14 protein-coding genes are annotated in these 15,744 nt (G+C 75.9%); 9 read left to right on the forward strand and 5 right to left on the reverse strand.

Going from position 1 to position 15,744, the window contains the following annotated elements; all coding sequences use genetic code 11:
• Positions 1 to 112 precede the first annotated feature (112 nt).
• Both NH342_RS11880 and serC read left to right on the forward strand, forming a co-directional pair.
• The gene (locus tag NH342_RS11880) at positions 113 to 1,240 is read left to right on the forward strand and encodes a citrate synthase 2 (protein ID WP_253015082.1); all 1,128 of its coding nucleotides are present in this window, start codon (positions 113 to 115) and stop codon (positions 1,238 to 1,240) included.
• Between the two features lie 8 nt (positions 1,241 to 1,248).
• Positions 1,249 to 2,364: a phosphoserine transaminase gene (serC, locus tag NH342_RS11885; protein ID WP_253015083.1), complete on the forward strand. Its 1,116-nt coding sequence runs from the start codon at positions 1,249 to 1,251 to the stop codon at positions 2,362 to 2,364.
• A 123-nt stretch (positions 2,365 to 2,487) separates the two neighbouring features.
• On the opposite strand, the gene NH342_RS11890 is transcribed toward serC, so the two are convergent.
• The 3 genes from NH342_RS11890 to NH342_RS11900 form a co-directional block, all read right to left on the reverse strand.
• Complete coding sequence (locus NH342_RS11890) at positions 2,488 to 3,975, reverse strand: circularly permuted type 2 ATP-grasp protein (protein ID WP_253015084.1); 1,488 nt, start codon at positions 3,973 to 3,975, stop codon at positions 2,488 to 2,490.
• A gap of 7 nt (positions 3,976 to 3,982) precedes the next feature.
• Complete coding sequence (locus NH342_RS11895; protein WP_253015085.1) at positions 3,983 to 5,827, reverse strand: prolyl oligopeptidase family serine peptidase; 1,845 nt, start codon at positions 5,825 to 5,827, stop codon at positions 3,983 to 3,985.
• A gap of 79 nt (positions 5,828 to 5,906) precedes the next feature.
• A complete protein-coding gene (locus NH342_RS11900) occupies positions 5,907 to 7,691 on the reverse strand; it encodes an N-acetylglutaminylglutamine amidotransferase (RefSeq protein ID WP_253015086.1) in 1,785 nt (594 codons plus the stop codon).
• A gap of 147 nt (positions 7,692 to 7,838) precedes the next feature.
• Between NH342_RS11900 and sepH the strand changes: the two genes are divergently transcribed.
• Together sepH and NH342_RS11910 are read left to right on the forward strand one after the other, a co-directional pair.
• A complete protein-coding gene (sepH, locus tag NH342_RS11905; RefSeq protein WP_253015087.1) occupies positions 7,839 to 8,732 on the forward strand; it encodes a septation protein SepH in 894 nt (297 codons plus the stop codon).
• A gap of 88 nt (positions 8,733 to 8,820) precedes the next feature.
• On the forward strand, positions 8,821 to 9,297 hold the full coding sequence (locus NH342_RS11910; protein WP_253015088.1) for a general stress protein: 477 nt from the start codon (positions 8,821 to 8,823) through the stop codon (positions 9,295 to 9,297).
• On the opposite strand, the gene NH342_RS11915 is transcribed toward NH342_RS11910, so the two are convergent.
• Complete coding sequence (locus NH342_RS11915) at positions 9,294 to 10,076, reverse strand: RNA methyltransferase (RefSeq protein WP_253015089.1); 783 nt, start codon at positions 10,074 to 10,076, stop codon at positions 9,294 to 9,296. The genes NH342_RS11910 and NH342_RS11915 overlap by 4 nt on opposite strands.
• A 50-nt stretch (positions 10,077 to 10,126) precedes the next feature.
• Here NH342_RS11915 and NH342_RS11920 point away from each other — a divergent pair, with 50 nt between their 5' ends.
• Entirely contained in the window at positions 10,127 to 11,068 is a 942-nt protein-coding gene (locus NH342_RS11920) for an NAD(P)/FAD-dependent oxidoreductase (protein ID WP_253015090.1), read from the forward strand.
• Here NH342_RS11920 and NH342_RS11925 read toward each other — a convergent pair.
• A complete protein-coding gene (locus tag NH342_RS11925) occupies positions 11,065 to 11,697 on the reverse strand; it encodes a nucleoside/nucleotide kinase family protein (protein WP_253015091.1) in 633 nt (210 codons plus the stop codon). The two genes, NH342_RS11920 and NH342_RS11925, sit on opposite strands and share 4 nt — an antisense overlap.
• A gap of 83 nt (positions 11,698 to 11,780) precedes the next feature.
• On the opposite strand from NH342_RS11925, the gene NH342_RS11930 reads away from it, so the two are divergent.
• From NH342_RS11930 to NH342_RS11945, 4 genes are all read left to right on the forward strand, one after another.
• A complete protein-coding gene (locus NH342_RS11930; protein ID WP_253015092.1) occupies positions 11,781 to 13,241 on the forward strand; it encodes an MFS transporter in 1,461 nt (486 codons plus the stop codon).
• An 11-nt stretch (positions 13,242 to 13,252) separates the two neighbouring features.
• A complete protein-coding gene (locus tag NH342_RS11935; RefSeq protein ID WP_253015093.1) occupies positions 13,253 to 13,933 on the forward strand; it encodes an ABC transporter ATP-binding protein in 681 nt (226 codons plus the stop codon).
• Positions 13,930 to 14,598: an ATP-binding cassette domain-containing protein gene (locus NH342_RS11940; RefSeq protein WP_253015094.1), complete on the forward strand. Its 669-nt coding sequence runs from the start codon at positions 13,930 to 13,932 to the stop codon at positions 14,596 to 14,598. Before NH342_RS11935 ends, NH342_RS11940 begins: the two co-directional genes overlap by 4 nt.
• Positions 14,595 to 15,744, forward strand: a 1,150-nt coding sequence (locus NH342_RS11945; RefSeq protein WP_253015095.1) for a hypothetical protein, incomplete at its 3' end; no start/stop codon positions are given. The genes NH342_RS11940 and NH342_RS11945, both read left to right, overlap by 4 nt.

Genomic DNA, 15,744 nt, shown 5'->3' on the forward strand with positions numbered 1-15,744 from the left:
CCGCTGGACGGGACCGTCCGGTTGGGTCGGCCGTCCCGGGGTGACCTAGATTCACGCACAGCCGTGCGCCGACACCTCGGGCACGGATCCCGCGCGCAGAGGAGCATGCGAGATGTCCGACGACTTCGTTCCGGGCCTCGAGGGCGTCGTCGCCTTCGAGACGACCATCGCCGAACCGGACAAGGACGGCGGCTCGCTGCGCTACCGCGGTGTCGACATCGAGGACCTGGTCGGGAAGATCACCTTCGGCCACGTCTGGGCGCTGCTGGTCGACGGGAAGTTCGGCCCCAGCGGCCTGCCCCCGGCCGAGCCGTTCCCGATCCCGGTGCACACCGGCGACGTCCGGGTCGACGTGCAGGCCGCCCTGGCCATGCTCACCCCCATCTGGGGCTACCGCCCGCTGCTGGACATCTCCGCCGAGGAGGCCCGCGAGGAGCTCGCCCGGGCCGCGGTCATGGCGCTGTCCTACGTGGCGCAGTCCGCCCGCGGCATCGGCGTCCCCGCCGTCCCGCAGAAGCGCATCGACGAGGCCAAGACCATCGTCGAGCGGTTCATGGTCCGCTGGCGCGGCGAGCCCGACCCCAAGCACGTGGCCGCCGTCGACGCCTACTGGGTGTCCGCCGCCGAGCACGGCATGAACGCCTCCACCTTCACCGCCCGGGTCATCGCCTCCACCGGCGCCGACGTCGCGGCGTCCCTGTCCGGCGCGATCGGCGCGATGAGCGGCCCGCTGCACGGCGGCGCGCCCTCCCGCGTGCTGCACATGCTCGACGGCGTGGAGGCCTCCGGCGACGCCCGGACCTACGTCAAGGACCTGCTGGACCGCAAGGAGCGCCTGATGGGCTTCGGGCACCGGGTCTACCGGGCCGAGGACCCCCGCGCCCGCGTGCTGCGCCGCACCGCCGAGGAGCTGGGCGCGCCCCGCTTCGAGGCCGCCAAGGCCCTCGAGGACGCCGCCCTCGCCGAGCTGCGCGAGCGCCGGCCCGACCGCCCGATCGAGACCAACGTCGAGTTCTGGGCCGCGATCGTGCTCGACTTCGCCGAGGTGCCCAGCCACATGTTCACCTCGATGTTCACCTGCGCCCGCACCGCGGGCTGGTGCGCGCACATCCTGGAGCAGAAGGAGACCGGCCGGCTGGTCCGCCCGTCGGCCCGCTACGTCGGCCCCGACACCCGCAAGCCCTCCGACGTCGAGGGCTGGGACAGCATCAAGGACAAGTCGATCCTCTCCCCCGTGTAAGGGACACCATGACGATCCAGATCCCCGCCGAGCTGCTCCCCGCCGACGGCCGCTTCGGGTGCGGCCCCTCCAAGGTCCGCCCCGAGGCGATGGCCGCGCTCGCCCGCGACGGCGCCGCGCTCATGGGCACCTCGCACCGGCAGGCACCGGTGAAGAACCTGGTCGGCCGGGTCCGCGAGGGCCTCACCACCCTGTTCGACCTGCCCGAGGGCTACCAGGTGGTGCTCGGCAACGGCGGCACCACGGCGTTCTGGGACGCCGCGACCATCGGCCTGGTCCGTGACCGCGCCGCGTTCGGCACCTACGGCGAGTTCTCCGCGAAGTTCGCCTCCGGGGTCGCCGAGGCGCCGTTCCTGGCCGACCCGGTGATCAGCAAGGCCGACCCGGGCTCGCTGGCGCTGCCGCAGGCCGTCGCCGGGGTGGACGCCTACGGCTGGGCGCACAACGAGACCTCGACCGGCGTGATGGCGCCCGTCGTCCGTCCCGAGGGCGCCGACGACGACGCGCTGGTCCTGGTCGACGCCACCTCCGGCGCCGGCGGCCTGCCCGTCGACGTCCTGGAGACCGACGTCTACTACTTCGCGCCGCAGAAGTGCTTCGCGGCCGACGGCGGCATCTGGATCGCGCTGATGAGCCCGAAGGCGCTGGAGCGGATCGCGGAGATCAAGGCGTCGGACCGGTGGGTCCCCGGGTTCCTCGACCTGTCGATCGCCGTCGACAACTCCGGCAAGGACCAGACCTACAACACCCCCGCGGTGGCGACGCTGTTCCTGCTGGCCGACCAGCTCGACTGGCTCAACGGTCTGGGCGGGCTGTCCGGGGCGGTGGCCCGCACCCAGGAGTCCTCCTCGCGGCTGTACGGCTGGGCCGAGGCCTCCGAGCACGCCATGCCGTTCGTCGCCGACCCGGCGCACCGGTCCTACGTCGTCGGCACGGTCGACTTCGACGATTCCGTCGACGCCGCGGCGGTGGCCAAGGCGCTGCGGGCCAACGGCGTGGTGGACACCGAGCCCTACCGCAAGCTGGGCCGCAACCAGCTGCGGGTGGGCATGTTCCCCGCCGTCGACCCCGACGACGTCTCCGCGCTCACCGCCTGCATCGACCACGTCGTCGAGCGCCTCTGACCCGGCCCGGACAGTGATCAGGGGACCTGGTCACCGTCCGGCCGACCACACGGACGTCGGTGTGGGTGGACGTACGTGGACCAGGTGACCTGATCACTGTCCGGGCGGTGCGGGCGGGCGGCGTCAGGGCGGCGGCAGGATCCAGGTGTCCTTGGAGCCGCCGCCGCGGCTGGAGTTGACCAGCAGGGACCCCTCCTCCAGGGCCACCCGGGTCAGCGGGGCGCGCAGCGCGCGGGTGGTGGACCCGGCGACGGCGAAGACCCGCAGGTCGACGCGCCGGGGGGCGACCACGCCGTCCACCAGCGTCGGCACGGTGGAGAAGTCGACCGGCTCCTGGGCGACGAAGCGGTGCGGGGCGGCCTCGACCGCGGCCGAGAGCTCCGCCAGCTCCGCGTCCGAGCAGCACGGCCCGAACACCACGCCCTGCCCGCCGTAGCCGTCGACGGGCTTGACCACCAGCTCGGGGAGCCGGTCGCGGACGGCGGCCAGGTCGTCGGGGTCGGCCAGCACCCAGGTCGGCACGGTGTCCAGCACCGGCTCCTCCCCCAGGTAGAAGCGGATCATCGCCGGCACGTGGCAGTAGGTGGCCTTGTCGTCGGCCACCCCGTTGCCCGGCACGTTGGCCAGCGCCAGCCGGCCGGCCCGCACCGCGCCGCCCAGCAGCACGTCCAACGGGGTGCCGACCGGGTTGAGGTGCGCGGCCAGCTCGTCGTCGTCGAAGCGCCGGTACAGCACGTCGACCGGGACCCGCTCGCCCTCGACCTCCACGGCGACCCCGCCCTCGGGGGTGGCCCACAGCCGGTCGGGGGTGGCGACCGGGATGCCCATGGCCTCGGCCAGCAGCCGGTGCTCGAACCAGGCGGTGTTGACCCGGCCGTCGGTGAGCAGCGCCAGCTGCGGCGGTCCGTCGCAGGCCGGGGGCGCGGCGTCGGCCAGCGCGGCGCGCAGCACCGCGACCGCCTCGGACGGCTCGGCCAGCCCGGCCCGGTCGGCGTAGAGGCCGGGCAGCGCGGCGCGGGTGCTGTCGCGGTTGACGATCGCGTAGCCCAGACCCGACGGCACCCGCAGGTTGTCCTCGAGCACGACCCACCCGTCGGCGGTCCGCAGCAGGTCCAGCCCGGCCACGGTGGCCCGCTGCTGGCCGGCCCACGCGAGCGAGACGGCGGCCGGGCGGTAGCCGGGGCTGCGGGTGACCAGCCACCCGGGCAGCACGCCGGCGCGCACCGCCTCGGGGGCGGCGTCCCGGCCGTCGCCGCGGCGCCGGCCGCCGGGCCGGTAGGCGTCGGCGAGGAAGGCGTTCAGCGCGCGGGTGCGCTGCTCGACACCGCGGGCCAGGTGGTCCCACTCGTCGGCAGGCAGCAGCCGGGGCAGCGGGTCGACCGGGAAGGGGTGCTCCACCAGCGCACCGTCGACGAACGAGCCGAACACCACGCCGCGGGCCCGGCGCTCCCGGCCCATCTCCCCGACCGCGGTGGCCAGCCCGACACCGCCGAGCTCCTCGAGGGCGGGCACCACGGTGCGGTAGCCGGGCCGGACGGCGCCGTCGGGCGCGACCACCTCGTCGGCGGGGTGCGGCCGGTAGTGCGCGAACAGGTCGGTCGTGCCGGTCATCGCCACCTCACAGCCAGCGGTCGAACCACTCCGCGATCGCCTCGGTCAGCGTCACCAGGTTCTCCCGGCCCACGACGGTGTGGCCCTCCCCCGCGAGCAGGAGCAGCTCGGCGGGCGCGTCGAGGGCCGTCAGCGCCCGGTGGGCCTGGACCGACTCCTCGACGGGGACGTTGGTGTCCCGGTCACCGTGCGCCAGCAGGACCGGCGAGCGCAACTGCTGCAGTGCCGTCATCGGACTGATCGTGGCCAACATCTCACGGTCGGTCACCGGGTCGCCGTACTCGGTGACCGACGCCGCGGCCATCCACGGCTCGGTCCGCTCGAAGAAGGTGCGCAGGTCGCTCATCCCGGCCAGCGAGGCGCCGGCGGCGAACAGGTCGGGCCAGCGGGTCAGCGCGACCAGCGTCAGGTAGCCGCCGTAGGACCAGCCGTGCGCGCCCACCCGCCCCGGCGCGGCGATGCCCGCCTCGACCAGGTGCTCGACGGTGGCCGGCACGTCGGCGAAGGAGGCCGCGCGGTCGGCGACGTCGTCCAGCCCCATGAACGCCGTCCCCCGGCCGCCGGACCCCCGGACGTTGGGCGCGAAGACGGTGACCCCGGTGGCGGCCAGCGCCTGCGCGACCGGCGACCAGGCCGGCCGCTCCTGGCCCTCGGGCCCGCCGTGGAAGCTGACCACGGTCCGGTTGGGGCCGTGCACGCCCGGCGGCACGTACAGCCAGCCGTCCAGCTCCAGCCCGTCGGCGGCGCGGTAGTGGTGCCGCACCGGCCGGACCAGCAGCTCGGCGTCGGGCCGGCGGGGCGCGCTGGGCAGCCGGGTGACCGGGCCGCCGTCCAGGTCGACCAGGTGCAGCGCGCGGGGGTCGGCCGGGCCGGTCAGCTCGGCGACCAGCCAGCGGCCGTCGGCGGCCAGCGACCAACCGGGCATCACCGGCAGGGGGAGGTCCACCCGGTGCACCAGCGTGCCGTCGTCGACCCGGCGGACGTCGAGCTCGGTGACGCCGTCCACGGTCCAGACGCACAGCACGGTGCCGTCCGCGCGCACCGCGTAGCCGTCCAGGTCGCCGTCCCGGCGGCGGACGACGACGCGGGGCTCGCCGGGTGCGCCGTCCTCGTCCAGCGGGACGACGACGAGCGCGGTGCGGTCCTCCCCCAGCGGGCCGGGCTGGGCGGCGCGCAGGTAGACCGACCGGCCGTCGGGGGCGAAACGGCCGTCCTCGCTCTGCCGCCCGCCGGGCGCCCGGGCCGGGATGACCCGCCGCTGCTCGCCCGTCGCGACGTCGACGAGCACCACGTGCCGCCAGCCGCGCGGGCCGCGGCGGGCCAGCAGCCGGGTCTCGTCGGCCGACATCGCGGTCAGCGCGAGGAACCCGCCGCTGGCCAGGGTGGCGTGCTCGCCGGTGACGACGTCGACCAGGACGACGTCGGCGCCGGGGCCCTCGGCGACGGTGCAGGCGTAGTGGCCGGGGCGGGCGGTCCAGCCGCCGGCGAAGACGGTGGCGCCGGGGTGGCCCAGGACCAGCCGGCGGTCGGTGCCGTCGGGGCGCACGGCCCACAGCTGGGCGCGGATCGACCCGCCGGGGCTGACCAGGTAGGCCAGCCACTCCCCGTCGGGGGACCAGGCCACCGACACGACCTCCTGCCCGGGCCCGGACAGCACCGCCGGCGTCGTCCGCTGGTCCAGGGTGGCGACCTCCAGCTGCGGGAGGCCGGCGCGGTCGCCGACACAGGCCACCCGCTCGCCGTCGGGGGCCAGCGCCGGGCACCAGGTGCCGGCGGCCGAGGCGATGCGGGCCAGCGCCGCGCGGACGTCGGTGGGCAGACCGGTGGTCTGCTGGGGGTCGAGCCGGGTCATGCCACCTCCTGGGGGTCGTCTCCGGGGTGCAGCGGGCAGCGCCCGCGCGGTGTTCCCGGGCGTCATCGGCAGTGCGGGGTCAGCGGATGCCCTGCTTCTGCAGCCACAGCTCCAGCAGCCCCACCTGCCACAGCTGGTTGCTCCCCAGGGTCGTGCGGTGCGCGTTGGGCTCGGCGAGCAGCCGGTCGGTGTAGTCGGCGCGGAACAACCCGCGTTCCCGGGCCTCCGGGGCGTGCAGCGCCTCCCGCACGCTGGCCAGGTACTCGCCTTCCAGGTGGATGATCGCCGGCACCGGGAAGTAGCCCTTGGGCCGGTCGATGACGTGCGCCGGGATGACCGCCCGGGCGGCCTCCTTGAGCACGCCCTTGCCGCCCTGCGCGAGCTTGAGCTCGGGGGGCACGGCGGCCGCCAGCTCGACGAACTCGTGGTCCAGGAACGGCACCCGGGCCTCCAGCCCCCAGGCCATGGTCATGGAGTCCACCCGCTTCACCGGGTCGTCGACGAGCATGATCGTGGAGTCCAGCCGCAGCGCCCGGTCCAGCGTGGTGTCCGCCCCCGGCCGGCCGAGGTGGTCGGCGACGAAGGCGCGGCTGGCGTCCTCGGTCAGCAGCCACCGGTCGGCGAGGATGCCGGCGAGCTCGGCGTGCGGCCGGTCCACGAACACTGCCGAGTAGGCCTCGACCGCGCGCTCCACCGGGACGCCCTCCAGCGGGGGGTACCAGTCGTAGCCGGCCAGCACCTCGTCGGCGCCCTGCCCGCTCTGCACCACCTTGACGTGCCGGCTGACCTGCTGGGCGAGCAGGTAGAAGGCCACGCAGTCGTGGCTGACCATCGGCTCGGCCATCGCCGCGATGGCACCGTCCAGGCCGGCGTGCACGTCGGCGGAGGGCACGAGCAGCCGGTGGTGGTCGGTGCCGAAGTGCTCGGCGACGACGTCGGAGTAGGCGAACTCGTCGCCCTCCCGGCCACCGACGGCCTCGAAGCCGATGGAGAAGGTGGCCAGGTCGCGCTGCCCCTCCTCGGCGAGCAGGCCCACGATCAGCGAGGAGTCCAGGCCGCCGGAGAGCAGGACGCCGACCGGGACGTCGGAGACCATCCGCCGGCGCACCGCCGTCCGCAGGGCGTCCAGGACGGCGTCCTGCCAGTCGGCGGGCGACAGGCCCGCGAGGTCGGGACGGCGCTCGTGCACCGGCGCCCAGTAGACGTGGTCGGACTCGCGGCCGTCGGGCTCGTAGGTGCGCACCGTGGCCGGCGGCAGCTTCCCGACCCCGGCCAGGATGGTCCGCGGGGCGGGGACGACGGAGTGGAAGCTCAGGTAGTGGTGCAGCGCCACCGGGTCGATCGAGGTGTCCACGCCCCCGGCCCGCAGCAGCGCCGGGAGGCTGGAGGCGATGCGCACCCGGCCGGGGCCCCGGCTGACGTACACCGGCTTGATGCCCAGCCGGTCACGGGCGACCACCACCCGGCCGGTGTCCCGCTCGACGACGACGAAGGCGAACATGCCGTGGAACCGCTCGACGCAGGCCGCGCCCCAGCGGTGGTAGGCCTTGAGCACCACCTCGGTGTCGCTGGTGGAGCCGAACCGGTAGCCCGCGGCGCGCAGCTCCTCGCGCAGCTCGCGGTAGTTGTAGACGATCCCGTTGAACACGCAGGTCAGCCCGAGCTCCAGGTCGACCATCGGCTGGGCGCCGGCGTCGGACAGGTCGATGATCCTCAGCCGCCGGTGGCCGAGGGCGACCGGTCCGGACTGCCACGCGCCCGACCCGTCGGGCCCGCGCGGGGCGAGCTGGGCGCACATCCGGGCCACCGCCGCGACGTCGGCCACCCCGCCGTCGAACCTGACCTCGGCCGCGATGCCGCACACGAGCGCCTCCCTCGGTCCGGCCGGCGCCGGGTCGGGTCCACCTTGCCCCGTCGGGGTTTCGTCCGCGTGTCCGGGCCGGGCGCCCCGGCCGCCGGGTTAGCCTCGGCGCTGGTCCCGTGTCCCTGCTCGTCCCGGAGGTCGTCCCCCATGCGCACGCTGCGCCTCGTGGCCCTCTCCGACGACGGCAGGAGCCTCGTCCTGGCCGCGGACGTGCCCGACTCGATCGACAACGGCGAGCGCTTCCACCTGCCCATCGACGACCGGCTGAAGGCCGCCGCCCGCGGCGACGCCCAGCGCATGGGGCAGATCGAGCTGGACGCCGCCCACGCCCTGCCGCCCCGGGTGATCCAGGCCCGCATCCGCGCCGGGGAGACCCCCGAGCAGGTCGCGCACGCCTCGGGCACGTCGGTGGAGCGGATCATGCGCTTCGCCCACCCGGTGCTGCAGGAGCGCGCCCGGGTGGCCGAGCAGGCCCAGGGCGCCCGGGTCCGGCTGTCCGAGGGCACCCCCGGCGTCGCGCTGCAGCAGTTCATGTCCGACCGGCTGCGGCTGCTGGGCGCCGACCTGGACGGCGTCCGCTGGGACGCCTCGCGCGCCGAGGACGGCACCTGGGCGGTGCGCGCGGCGTGGAAGGCCGGCCACAAGTCCGGCACCACCCGGTGGAGCTTCGACACCACCACCCGCACGGTCACCCCGCTGGACGCCACCACGATGGACTTCGCCGAGGGCACCCGTCTGGTGCGCGTGGTCCCCGACGTCCCGTCCGGACTGCCCGCCGCTCCGCCGCGCCGCGCCGTCGCCGCCGTCCCGGTCGAGGAGGAGTGGGCACCCGAGCCCGCGCCCGCCACCGAGGACGACGACGAGGTGCGCAACGTGGTGCCCGTGGACGGCAACCCCGTCGACGTCCTGCTGTCGGGCGACGGCGGACCCGAGCACGACACGGTGGTGTTCGACCGGGTGCTGGACCCGGAGGCCGAGGACCCGCGGGCGGCCATCCCGGCCTGGGAGGACATCGTCTTCGGGGTGCGCCGCCACCGCTGAGCCGTGTGACCGGGCACCCCGTGTCCGACCTGCGCGTTCTGGGTAGCGCAGGGTGCGGCAACAAGGCCGCAGCAGTGAGGAGTTCGTGATGAGCGCATCGGTGTCCATGCCGGCCGGGGGCGTTCAGGTCGGGACCTACCCCGACTACGCCCAGGCCCAGCGCGCCGTCGACTACCTGTCCGACGAGCACTTCCCGGTCGAGAACGTGCAGATCGTGGGCACCGACCTGCGCTCGGTCGAGCAGGTCGTGGGCCGGCTGACCTACGGCCGCGCGGCCGGCGCCGGCGCCGCCTCGGGCGCCTGGTTCGGTCTGTTCGTCGGGCTGCTGCTGGGCATCTTCGCCCCGGACGGCTCCAGCTGGATCAGCTCGGTGCTCACCGGCCTGGTCATCGGCGTCGTCTTCGGCGCACTCTTCGGGGTGGCCGGCTACGCGGCCACCCGGGGCCGTCGCGACTTCGCGTCCACCGGCCAGAAGATCCTCGCCGGCCGCTACGACGTGCTGTGCAACCCGCAGTTCGCCGAGGACGCCCGGGCCCACCTGGCCCGCCTCAGCCTGCGCGGCTAGCGCAACTGGGCGAAGGCGACGGCGGCCGCGGCCGCCACGCCGAGGGAGTCGACGCCCGGGCGCATCGGGATCCGCGCCCGGACGTCGACCGCGGCCATCGCCGCCTCGGACAGCCCCGGGCCCTCCGCGCCCAGCAGCAGCGCCGTCCGGGGGTGCTGTGCGGGGTCGACGTCGCGCAGGTCGGTCCGGGCCCCGGGGGTCAGCGCGACCGTGGTGAACCCGGCCGCGCGCACGCGGGCCAGGTCGCCGGGCCAGTCGGTGAGCACCCGCAGCGGCGTGGTGAGCAGGTGGCCCATCGAGACCCGCACCGACCGCCGGTAGTACGGGTCGGCACAGGTGGGGTCCAGCAGCAGCGCGTCGATGCCCAGGGCCCAGGCCGACCGGCCGATCGAGCCGATGTTCTCGTGGTCGTTGAGGCCCTCCAGCACCGCGATCCGCCGCGCGCCGGCCAGCAGGTCCGCCAGGGACGGCGGCGCGGGCCGCTCGCAGGAGGCCAGCACACCGCGGGTCAGCCGGAAGCCGATGGTCCCCGACAGCACCCACTTGTCCGCCTCGTAGACCGGCACCCCCGCCGGCACGTCGAGCGCGGCGACCCGGCCCGGGATGCCGTAGACGCAGCGCACCGCCAGGCCCGAGGCCAGCAGGCGCTCCACCGCGGTCACGCCCTCCACCACGACCGGCCCGGTGCCCCGCTCCGTGCCCGGCCGGCGGTCCCCCGCGTGCAGGTCGTGGAAGTCGGCGACGCGGGGGTCGCGCGGGTCGGTGATCGTCTCCGGCACCGGTCCATCCTGACGAGCGGGACGGCGCGCCACCCCGCAGGGTGGGAGGCGTGAGCACCACCGTGATCGGCGCCGGCATCTCCGGGGTCGCCGCCGCCCGGGCCCTGCACGACGCCGGCGCGCCGGTCCAGGTCCTCGACCGCGGCCGCCGCCCGGGTGGGCGGATGTCGGGCCGCGAGCTGCAGGGCCGGGTGGTCGACCTGGGCGCCTCCTACCTCACCGCCTCCCCCGACGGCCCCTTCGCCGCCGTGGTCGCCGACTGGGTCGACCGCGGCCTGGCCCACCCGTGGACCGACACCTTCGCCGTCGCCGGCCCCGACGGCGTCACCGACCGGAAGACCGGCCCGGTGCGCTACGGCGCGGCCGGGGGCCTGCGGTCCCTGGTGACCGACCTCGCCCGCGGCCTGGACCTGGTCGCCGGGCACATCGTCGGCGAGGTCGGTCCCGGCCCCACCGTCGACGGCTCCCCCGCCGACGCCGTCGTCGTCGCGCTGCCCGACCCGCAGGCCCGCCGGGTGCTCGCCCCCGGCTCCCCCGCCGAGCAGGCGCTGGACCCGCGGGGGTGGCAGGCCACCCTCGCCGTCGCGATGGGCTGGCCCGGGCGGGGCTGGGACGCCGACCTGCACGGCGTCTTCGTCAACGACCACCCGGTGCTCGAGTGGGTGGCCGACGACGGCACCCGCCGGGGGGACGGCGCCCCGGTGCTCGTCGCGCACACCACCGGCCCGTTCGCCACCGACCACCTGGGCGACCCGCAGGCCGCCGGCCCCGCCGTGGTGGCCGCCGTCCGCCGGCTGCTGGACCTGCCCGAGCCCGAGTGGGTCCACGTGCACCGCTGGACCTTCGCCAAGCCCACCGACCCCCGCAGCGAGCCCTTCCACCTGGCCGACGGGGTCGGGCTGTGCGGCGACGGCTGGTCGGCGCCGTCGAAGGTGGAGTCGGCGTGGACCTCGGGCACGCTGCTGGCGCAGGCCCTGCTGGCCGGTCGCTAGAGGTCGACCACGAGGTCGGCGCGGTCCTGGGCGGCGACCACCCGGCGGGCGTTGGGTTCGTCGACGGCGGCCACCCAGGCCTGCGCGGCCGCCGGGTCCTTGCCGAACTGCACGTGCCGGGCCACCAGCCGCGCGGTGCGCACCTGCCCGTCCAGGCGCAGCGACCACACCTCGTCCAGCGCGGCCCGCACCTGCGGCCACGGGTCGTCGGGCAGCAGCAGGTAGTTGCCCTCGGTGACCACCACCCGGGTGCCCGGCGGCACGGGGACGGCGCCGGCGATGGGCTGCTCGAGCACCCGCTCGAAGGCCGGCGCCCACACCGTGCGGTCGGTCTCGGTGCGCAGCCGCTGCAGCAGCGCCCGGTAGCCGTCGGCGTCGAACGTGTCGGGGGCGCCCTTGCGGTCGCGACGCCCCAGCGCGTCGAGGGCGACGTCGGCCAGGTGGTAGCCGTCCATCGGCACCCCGGCCGCGGGCAGCCCCGCCGCGGTGAGCGCCGGGACCAGCGCGGCTGCCAGGGTCGACTTGCCGACACCGGGCGGGCCGGCCAGACCGACCAGCACCCGGGGCCGGTCGGCGGCCAGGGCCCGCACCCGCTCGACGAGGAACTCGGGTGCGCTGGCGGGGCCCATCGGGGGATTGTCGTACCCCGCACCGATGATCCTGCGCACCGGTGGCCGTCCTACCCGTGACGACCACCGCCCGAGGAGCCACCATGACCGCCAGCCCCGCCCTGGACCTGCGCTCGGGCACCCAGCGGGTGTTCGCCCACCTGCTGGCCGACAACCTGCTGGTCGGGGTCGTCAACTACACGGTCTGGTTCGCGCTGACCTTCTGGGTGTTCCTGGAGACCGGTTCGGTGTTCGGCACCGGGCTCATCGCCGGCATCTTCCTGGTCGCCACGGCCGCCACCGGCATCTGGTTCGGCAGCCTGGTCGACCACCACCGCAAGCACACGGTGATGCAGGCCTCCGCGGTGGCCTCCGCCGTGCTCTACGCGGCGGCCTTCGCCGTCCTGCTGCTGGCCCCGGCCGCGTCGTTCACCACGGTGGCCAGCGTGCCGCTGTGGGTCTTCGTCGTGCTGCTGATGCTCGGCGTGATCGCCGGCAACCCGCGCTCCATCGCGCTGCCGACCTGCGTCACGCTGCTGGTGCCCGCCGACCGCCGCGACCGGGCCAACGGCCTGGTCGGCACGGTGACCGGGGTGTCCATGCTGGTCACCTCGGTGATCAGCGGCCTGCTGGTCGCCCACGGCGGGATGACGGCGGTGCTCGTGGTCGCGCTGGCGGTGCTGGCGCTGGCGGTGGCGCACCTGGCCCGGGTGCACGTGCCCGAACCCGAGGTGGTCGCCACCGGGTCCGGGGACGACGGCGCCGGACGCGGGGTCGACCTGCGCGGCACGGTCGCGCTGGTCCGCGGCGTGCCGGGCCTGCTGCCGCTGATCCTGTTCTCCTGCTTCAACAACTTCCTCGGCGGCGGGTTCATGGCGCTGATGGACCCCTACGGCCTGTCGTTGATGAGCGTGCAGGCGTGGGGCCTGCTCTGGGGTGGGTTGTCGGCGCTGCTGGTCGTGGGCGGGCTGCTGGTCGCCCGGGTCGGGTTGGGGAGCCGGCCGATCCGGCTCCTGCTGCTGGCCAACGTGGTCATGTGGGCGGGCACCATGCTCTTCCCGCTGTGGTCCTCGGTCCTCACCCTCACCGTGGCGATGGCCGCGTTCATGCTGGTCATGCCGTTCGCCGAGGCCGCCGAGCAGACCGTGCTGCAGCGGGTGGTGCCCTACGAGCGGCAGGGTCGGGTGTTCGGGTTCGCGCAGAGCGTCGAGCAGGCCGCGTCGCCGTTGACCGCCTTCCTGATCGCGCCGATCGCCCAGTTCGTGGTCATCCCGTGGATGACCGACGGCGCGGGCGCGGCGGCGATCGGCGGATGGTTCGGCACGGGCACCGCCCGCGGCATCGCGCTGGTCTTCGTGGTCACCGGGGCGATCGGCCTGCTGGTCGTCGCGCTGGCCTTCCTCAGCCCGGCCTACCGGCGGCTGTCGGCCGACTACGCCGGCTCCGAGGCGCCCGTCGCCGTCACCGTCGCCGACGGTGCCCCCGTGCCGCCGCCCGCCCCGGGGGTCGTGGCCGTGCTCGCCGGCGCCGACGACGCCGCCGGGGGTGCCAGGCAGGACGGCTAGGGTCGCGGGCGATGACCGACGTCCCCGGGCCTGCCGCCGCCTGCCGGGACGTGGTCAAGACCTACCGCACCGCCACCGAGTCGGTACCCGCCCTCACCGACGTGACCGTGGACGTCCCCCGGGCGAAGGTGACCTGCGTCGTCGGCCCGTCGGGATCGGGCAAGAGCTCGCTGCTGCGCCTGCTGGCCTGCGTGGACTCCCCCGACGCCGGCACGGTGCACGTCGGTGGCCACCGGGTCGACGACCTGGGCGCGCGGGGCCGGCGCCGGTTGCGTCGGCGGCACGTCTCCTACCTGTTCCAGCGCCCCGGCCACAACCTGCTCCCCTACCTGACCGCCACCGAGCAGGTGCGGCTGGCCGCCGACCTCCGCGGGGCGCACGTGACCGACGACGAGGTCCGTGCGCTGCTGGAGCGGCTCGGCCTCGGCGACCGCGGTGGCCACCGGCCCGCGCAGCTGTCCGGTGGGGAGCAGCAGCGGCTCGCGGTGGCCTGCGGCGTGGTGGGGGGGCCGGCCCTGGTGGTCGCCGACGAGCCCACCGCCGAGCTCGACACCGCCGCCGCCGTCCGGGTGCTGGAGGCCATGGAGGCCCTCGCCGCCGACGGGGTCGCCTTCGTGGTGTCCAGCCACGACCCCCGGGTCATGGCGATCGCCGACGGCTTCGTCCGGCTCGAGCAGGGCCGGCTCGCGTGAGCGGGTTCGCCGCGCGCGGGGTGGTCAAGCGGTTCACCCGCGGCGCCGAGACGGTGACCGCGCTGGCCGGGGTGGACCTCGCCGTCGGCGGTGGGCAGTTCATGGCGCTGGTCGGGCCGTCGGGGTCCGGGAAGTCGACCCTGCTGGCCGTGCTGTGCGGGTGGGAGGCACCCGACGAGGGCACGCTGGAGCCCCCGGTCGACGCCGACCAGGGGTGGTCGGACCTCGCCCTCGTGCCGCAGGCGCTGGGCCTGGTCGCCGACCTGTCGCTGCTGGACAACGTGCTGCTGCCCGCCCGGCTCCGCGAGCGCCGGTTCACCCCCACCGACGTCCCCGGCGACCCGGTCCCCCTCGCGCACCGGCTGATGGCCGACTTCGGCCTGGAGCACCTGGCCGACCGCTACCCGCACCAGGCCTCGCTCGGAGAGCAGCAGCGCGTCGCGGTCGCCCGGGCGCTGGTGCTGCGGCCGGGCCTGCTGCTGGCCGACGAACCGACCGCGCACCAGGACCGCGACCACGCCGACGTGCTGCTCGACGCCCTGCGCGACGCCGCCCTCGACGGCACTGCCGTGCTGCTGGCCACCCACGACGAGGTCGCCTGGTCCCGGGCCGACCGCGTGGTCTCGATGCGCGACGGCCGGCTCACCGACGGGGCACCCGCGTGAGGCTGCTGCCGCCGTGGTCGCGGGCGCCGCTGCTCGGCCTGCGCCAGCCCGCCGCCGTCCTCGCGGTCCTGGTGACGACCGCGATCCTGGCCTGCGCCGTGGCCAGCGCACCGCTGTTCCTGTCCTCGGCCCGGTCGGCGGCGCTGCAGCAGCAGCTGGCGCCGCAGTGCCCGGAGGCGGCCTGGCCGCTGGTCGGGGTCTCCGTGGGGGCACCGGTCGGCGACCGGGCCGCCGAGCTGGCCGCCGCCCCGCAGGACGCGTGGTCGGCCGAGGGCCGCGACTCCGTCCCCGCGCTCGTCGTCGCGTCCGGCCTGGGCGCGGCGGGCAACCGGCAGCAAGGCGTCCCCACCACGCGGGCCGACGGCACCGCGCTCAGCCAGCCCACGACGCTGTTCTGGCGACCCGGCGCGGTCGAGAACATCGAGCAGCTCAGCAGCACCGGCGGTCCGGGCGTCTGGGTCCCGGCCAGCTACGCGCAGGCGGCCGGGGTCACCGCGGGCGGCACCCTGCAGGTCGGCGGCGTCCCGACCCCCGTCGCCGGTACCTACACCGACCTGTTCGACACCGTCCCCGACGACTACTGGTGCGACCTCGAACCCCTGTTCAGCAACCCCACCAGCGCGGACGTCCCACCGCCGGCCCTGCTGCTGGCCACCGACGAGCAGACGCTGGTCGACCTGGCGGCCGGGGCGCGGGGCTCGCTGCAGTCGTCGGCGCAGGTCCGCGTCGACGGCAGCACGCTGACCAGCAGCCGGGCAGTCGCCCTCGGCGCACTCACCGACCGTGCGCTGGCCCGGCTGCCGGACATCCCGCGCGAGGACGGCGGCCGGTTCGCCGGCCCTCGGCTGGCCGACGCAGCCGACCGGGCACAGCTGCTGGAGAGCGGGCTGCGCGGACCGGTGGTCCCGGTGGCCGTCGCCGGTGGGTTGCTGGCGCTGGTGCTGGTCGCCGCCGCCGGCAGCTTCTGGGCCGACCGGCGGGCGACCGAGGTACGACTGCTGGCCGCCCGCGGCGTCGGTCCCGTGCCGCTGGCCGGCAAGGCCGCCCTGGAGCTGGGGCTGCCCGCGCTGGCCGGCGCCGCCGTCGGGTGGGCGGCGTCCCGGGTGCTCGTCGGCGGCCTGGGACCCGCCCCCGAGCTCGACCCGT

Source organism: Klenkia sp. PcliD-1-E (genome assembly GCF_024124375.1).
Taxonomy (GTDB): domain Bacteria; phylum Actinomycetota; class Actinomycetes; order Mycobacteriales; family Geodermatophilaceae; genus Klenkia.

Coding starts and splice junctions, on each gene's coding strand:
- NH342_RS11930 (WP_253015092.1), top strand. CDS start 11,781: ATGACCGCCAGCCCCGCCCTGGACCTGCGCTCGGGCACCCAGCGGGTG.
- NH342_RS11895 (WP_253015085.1), bottom strand. CDS start 5,827: ATGACCCGGCTCGACCCCCAGCAGACCACCGGTCTGCCCACCGACGTC.
- NH342_RS11910 (WP_253015088.1), top strand. CDS start 8,821: ATGAGCGCATCGGTGTCCATGCCGGCCGGGGGCGTTCAGGTCGGGACC.
- sepH (WP_253015087.1), top strand. CDS start 7,839: ATGCGCACGCTGCGCCTCGTGGCCCTCTCCGACGACGGCAGGAGCCTC.
- serC (WP_253015083.1), top strand. CDS start 1,249: ATGACGATCCAGATCCCCGCCGAGCTGCTCCCCGCCGACGGCCGCTTC.
- NH342_RS11935 (WP_253015093.1), top strand. CDS start 13,253: ATGACCGACGTCCCCGGGCCTGCCGCCGCCTGCCGGGACGTGGTCAAG.
- NH342_RS11925 (WP_253015091.1), bottom strand. CDS start 11,697: ATGGGCCCCGCCAGCGCACCCGAGTTCCTCGTCGAGCGGGTGCGGGCC.
- NH342_RS11880 (WP_253015082.1), top strand. CDS start 113: ATGTCCGACGACTTCGTTCCGGGCCTCGAGGGCGTCGTCGCCTTCGAG.
- NH342_RS11890 (WP_253015084.1), bottom strand. CDS start 3,975: ATGACCGGCACGACCGACCTGTTCGCGCACTACCGGCCGCACCCCGCC.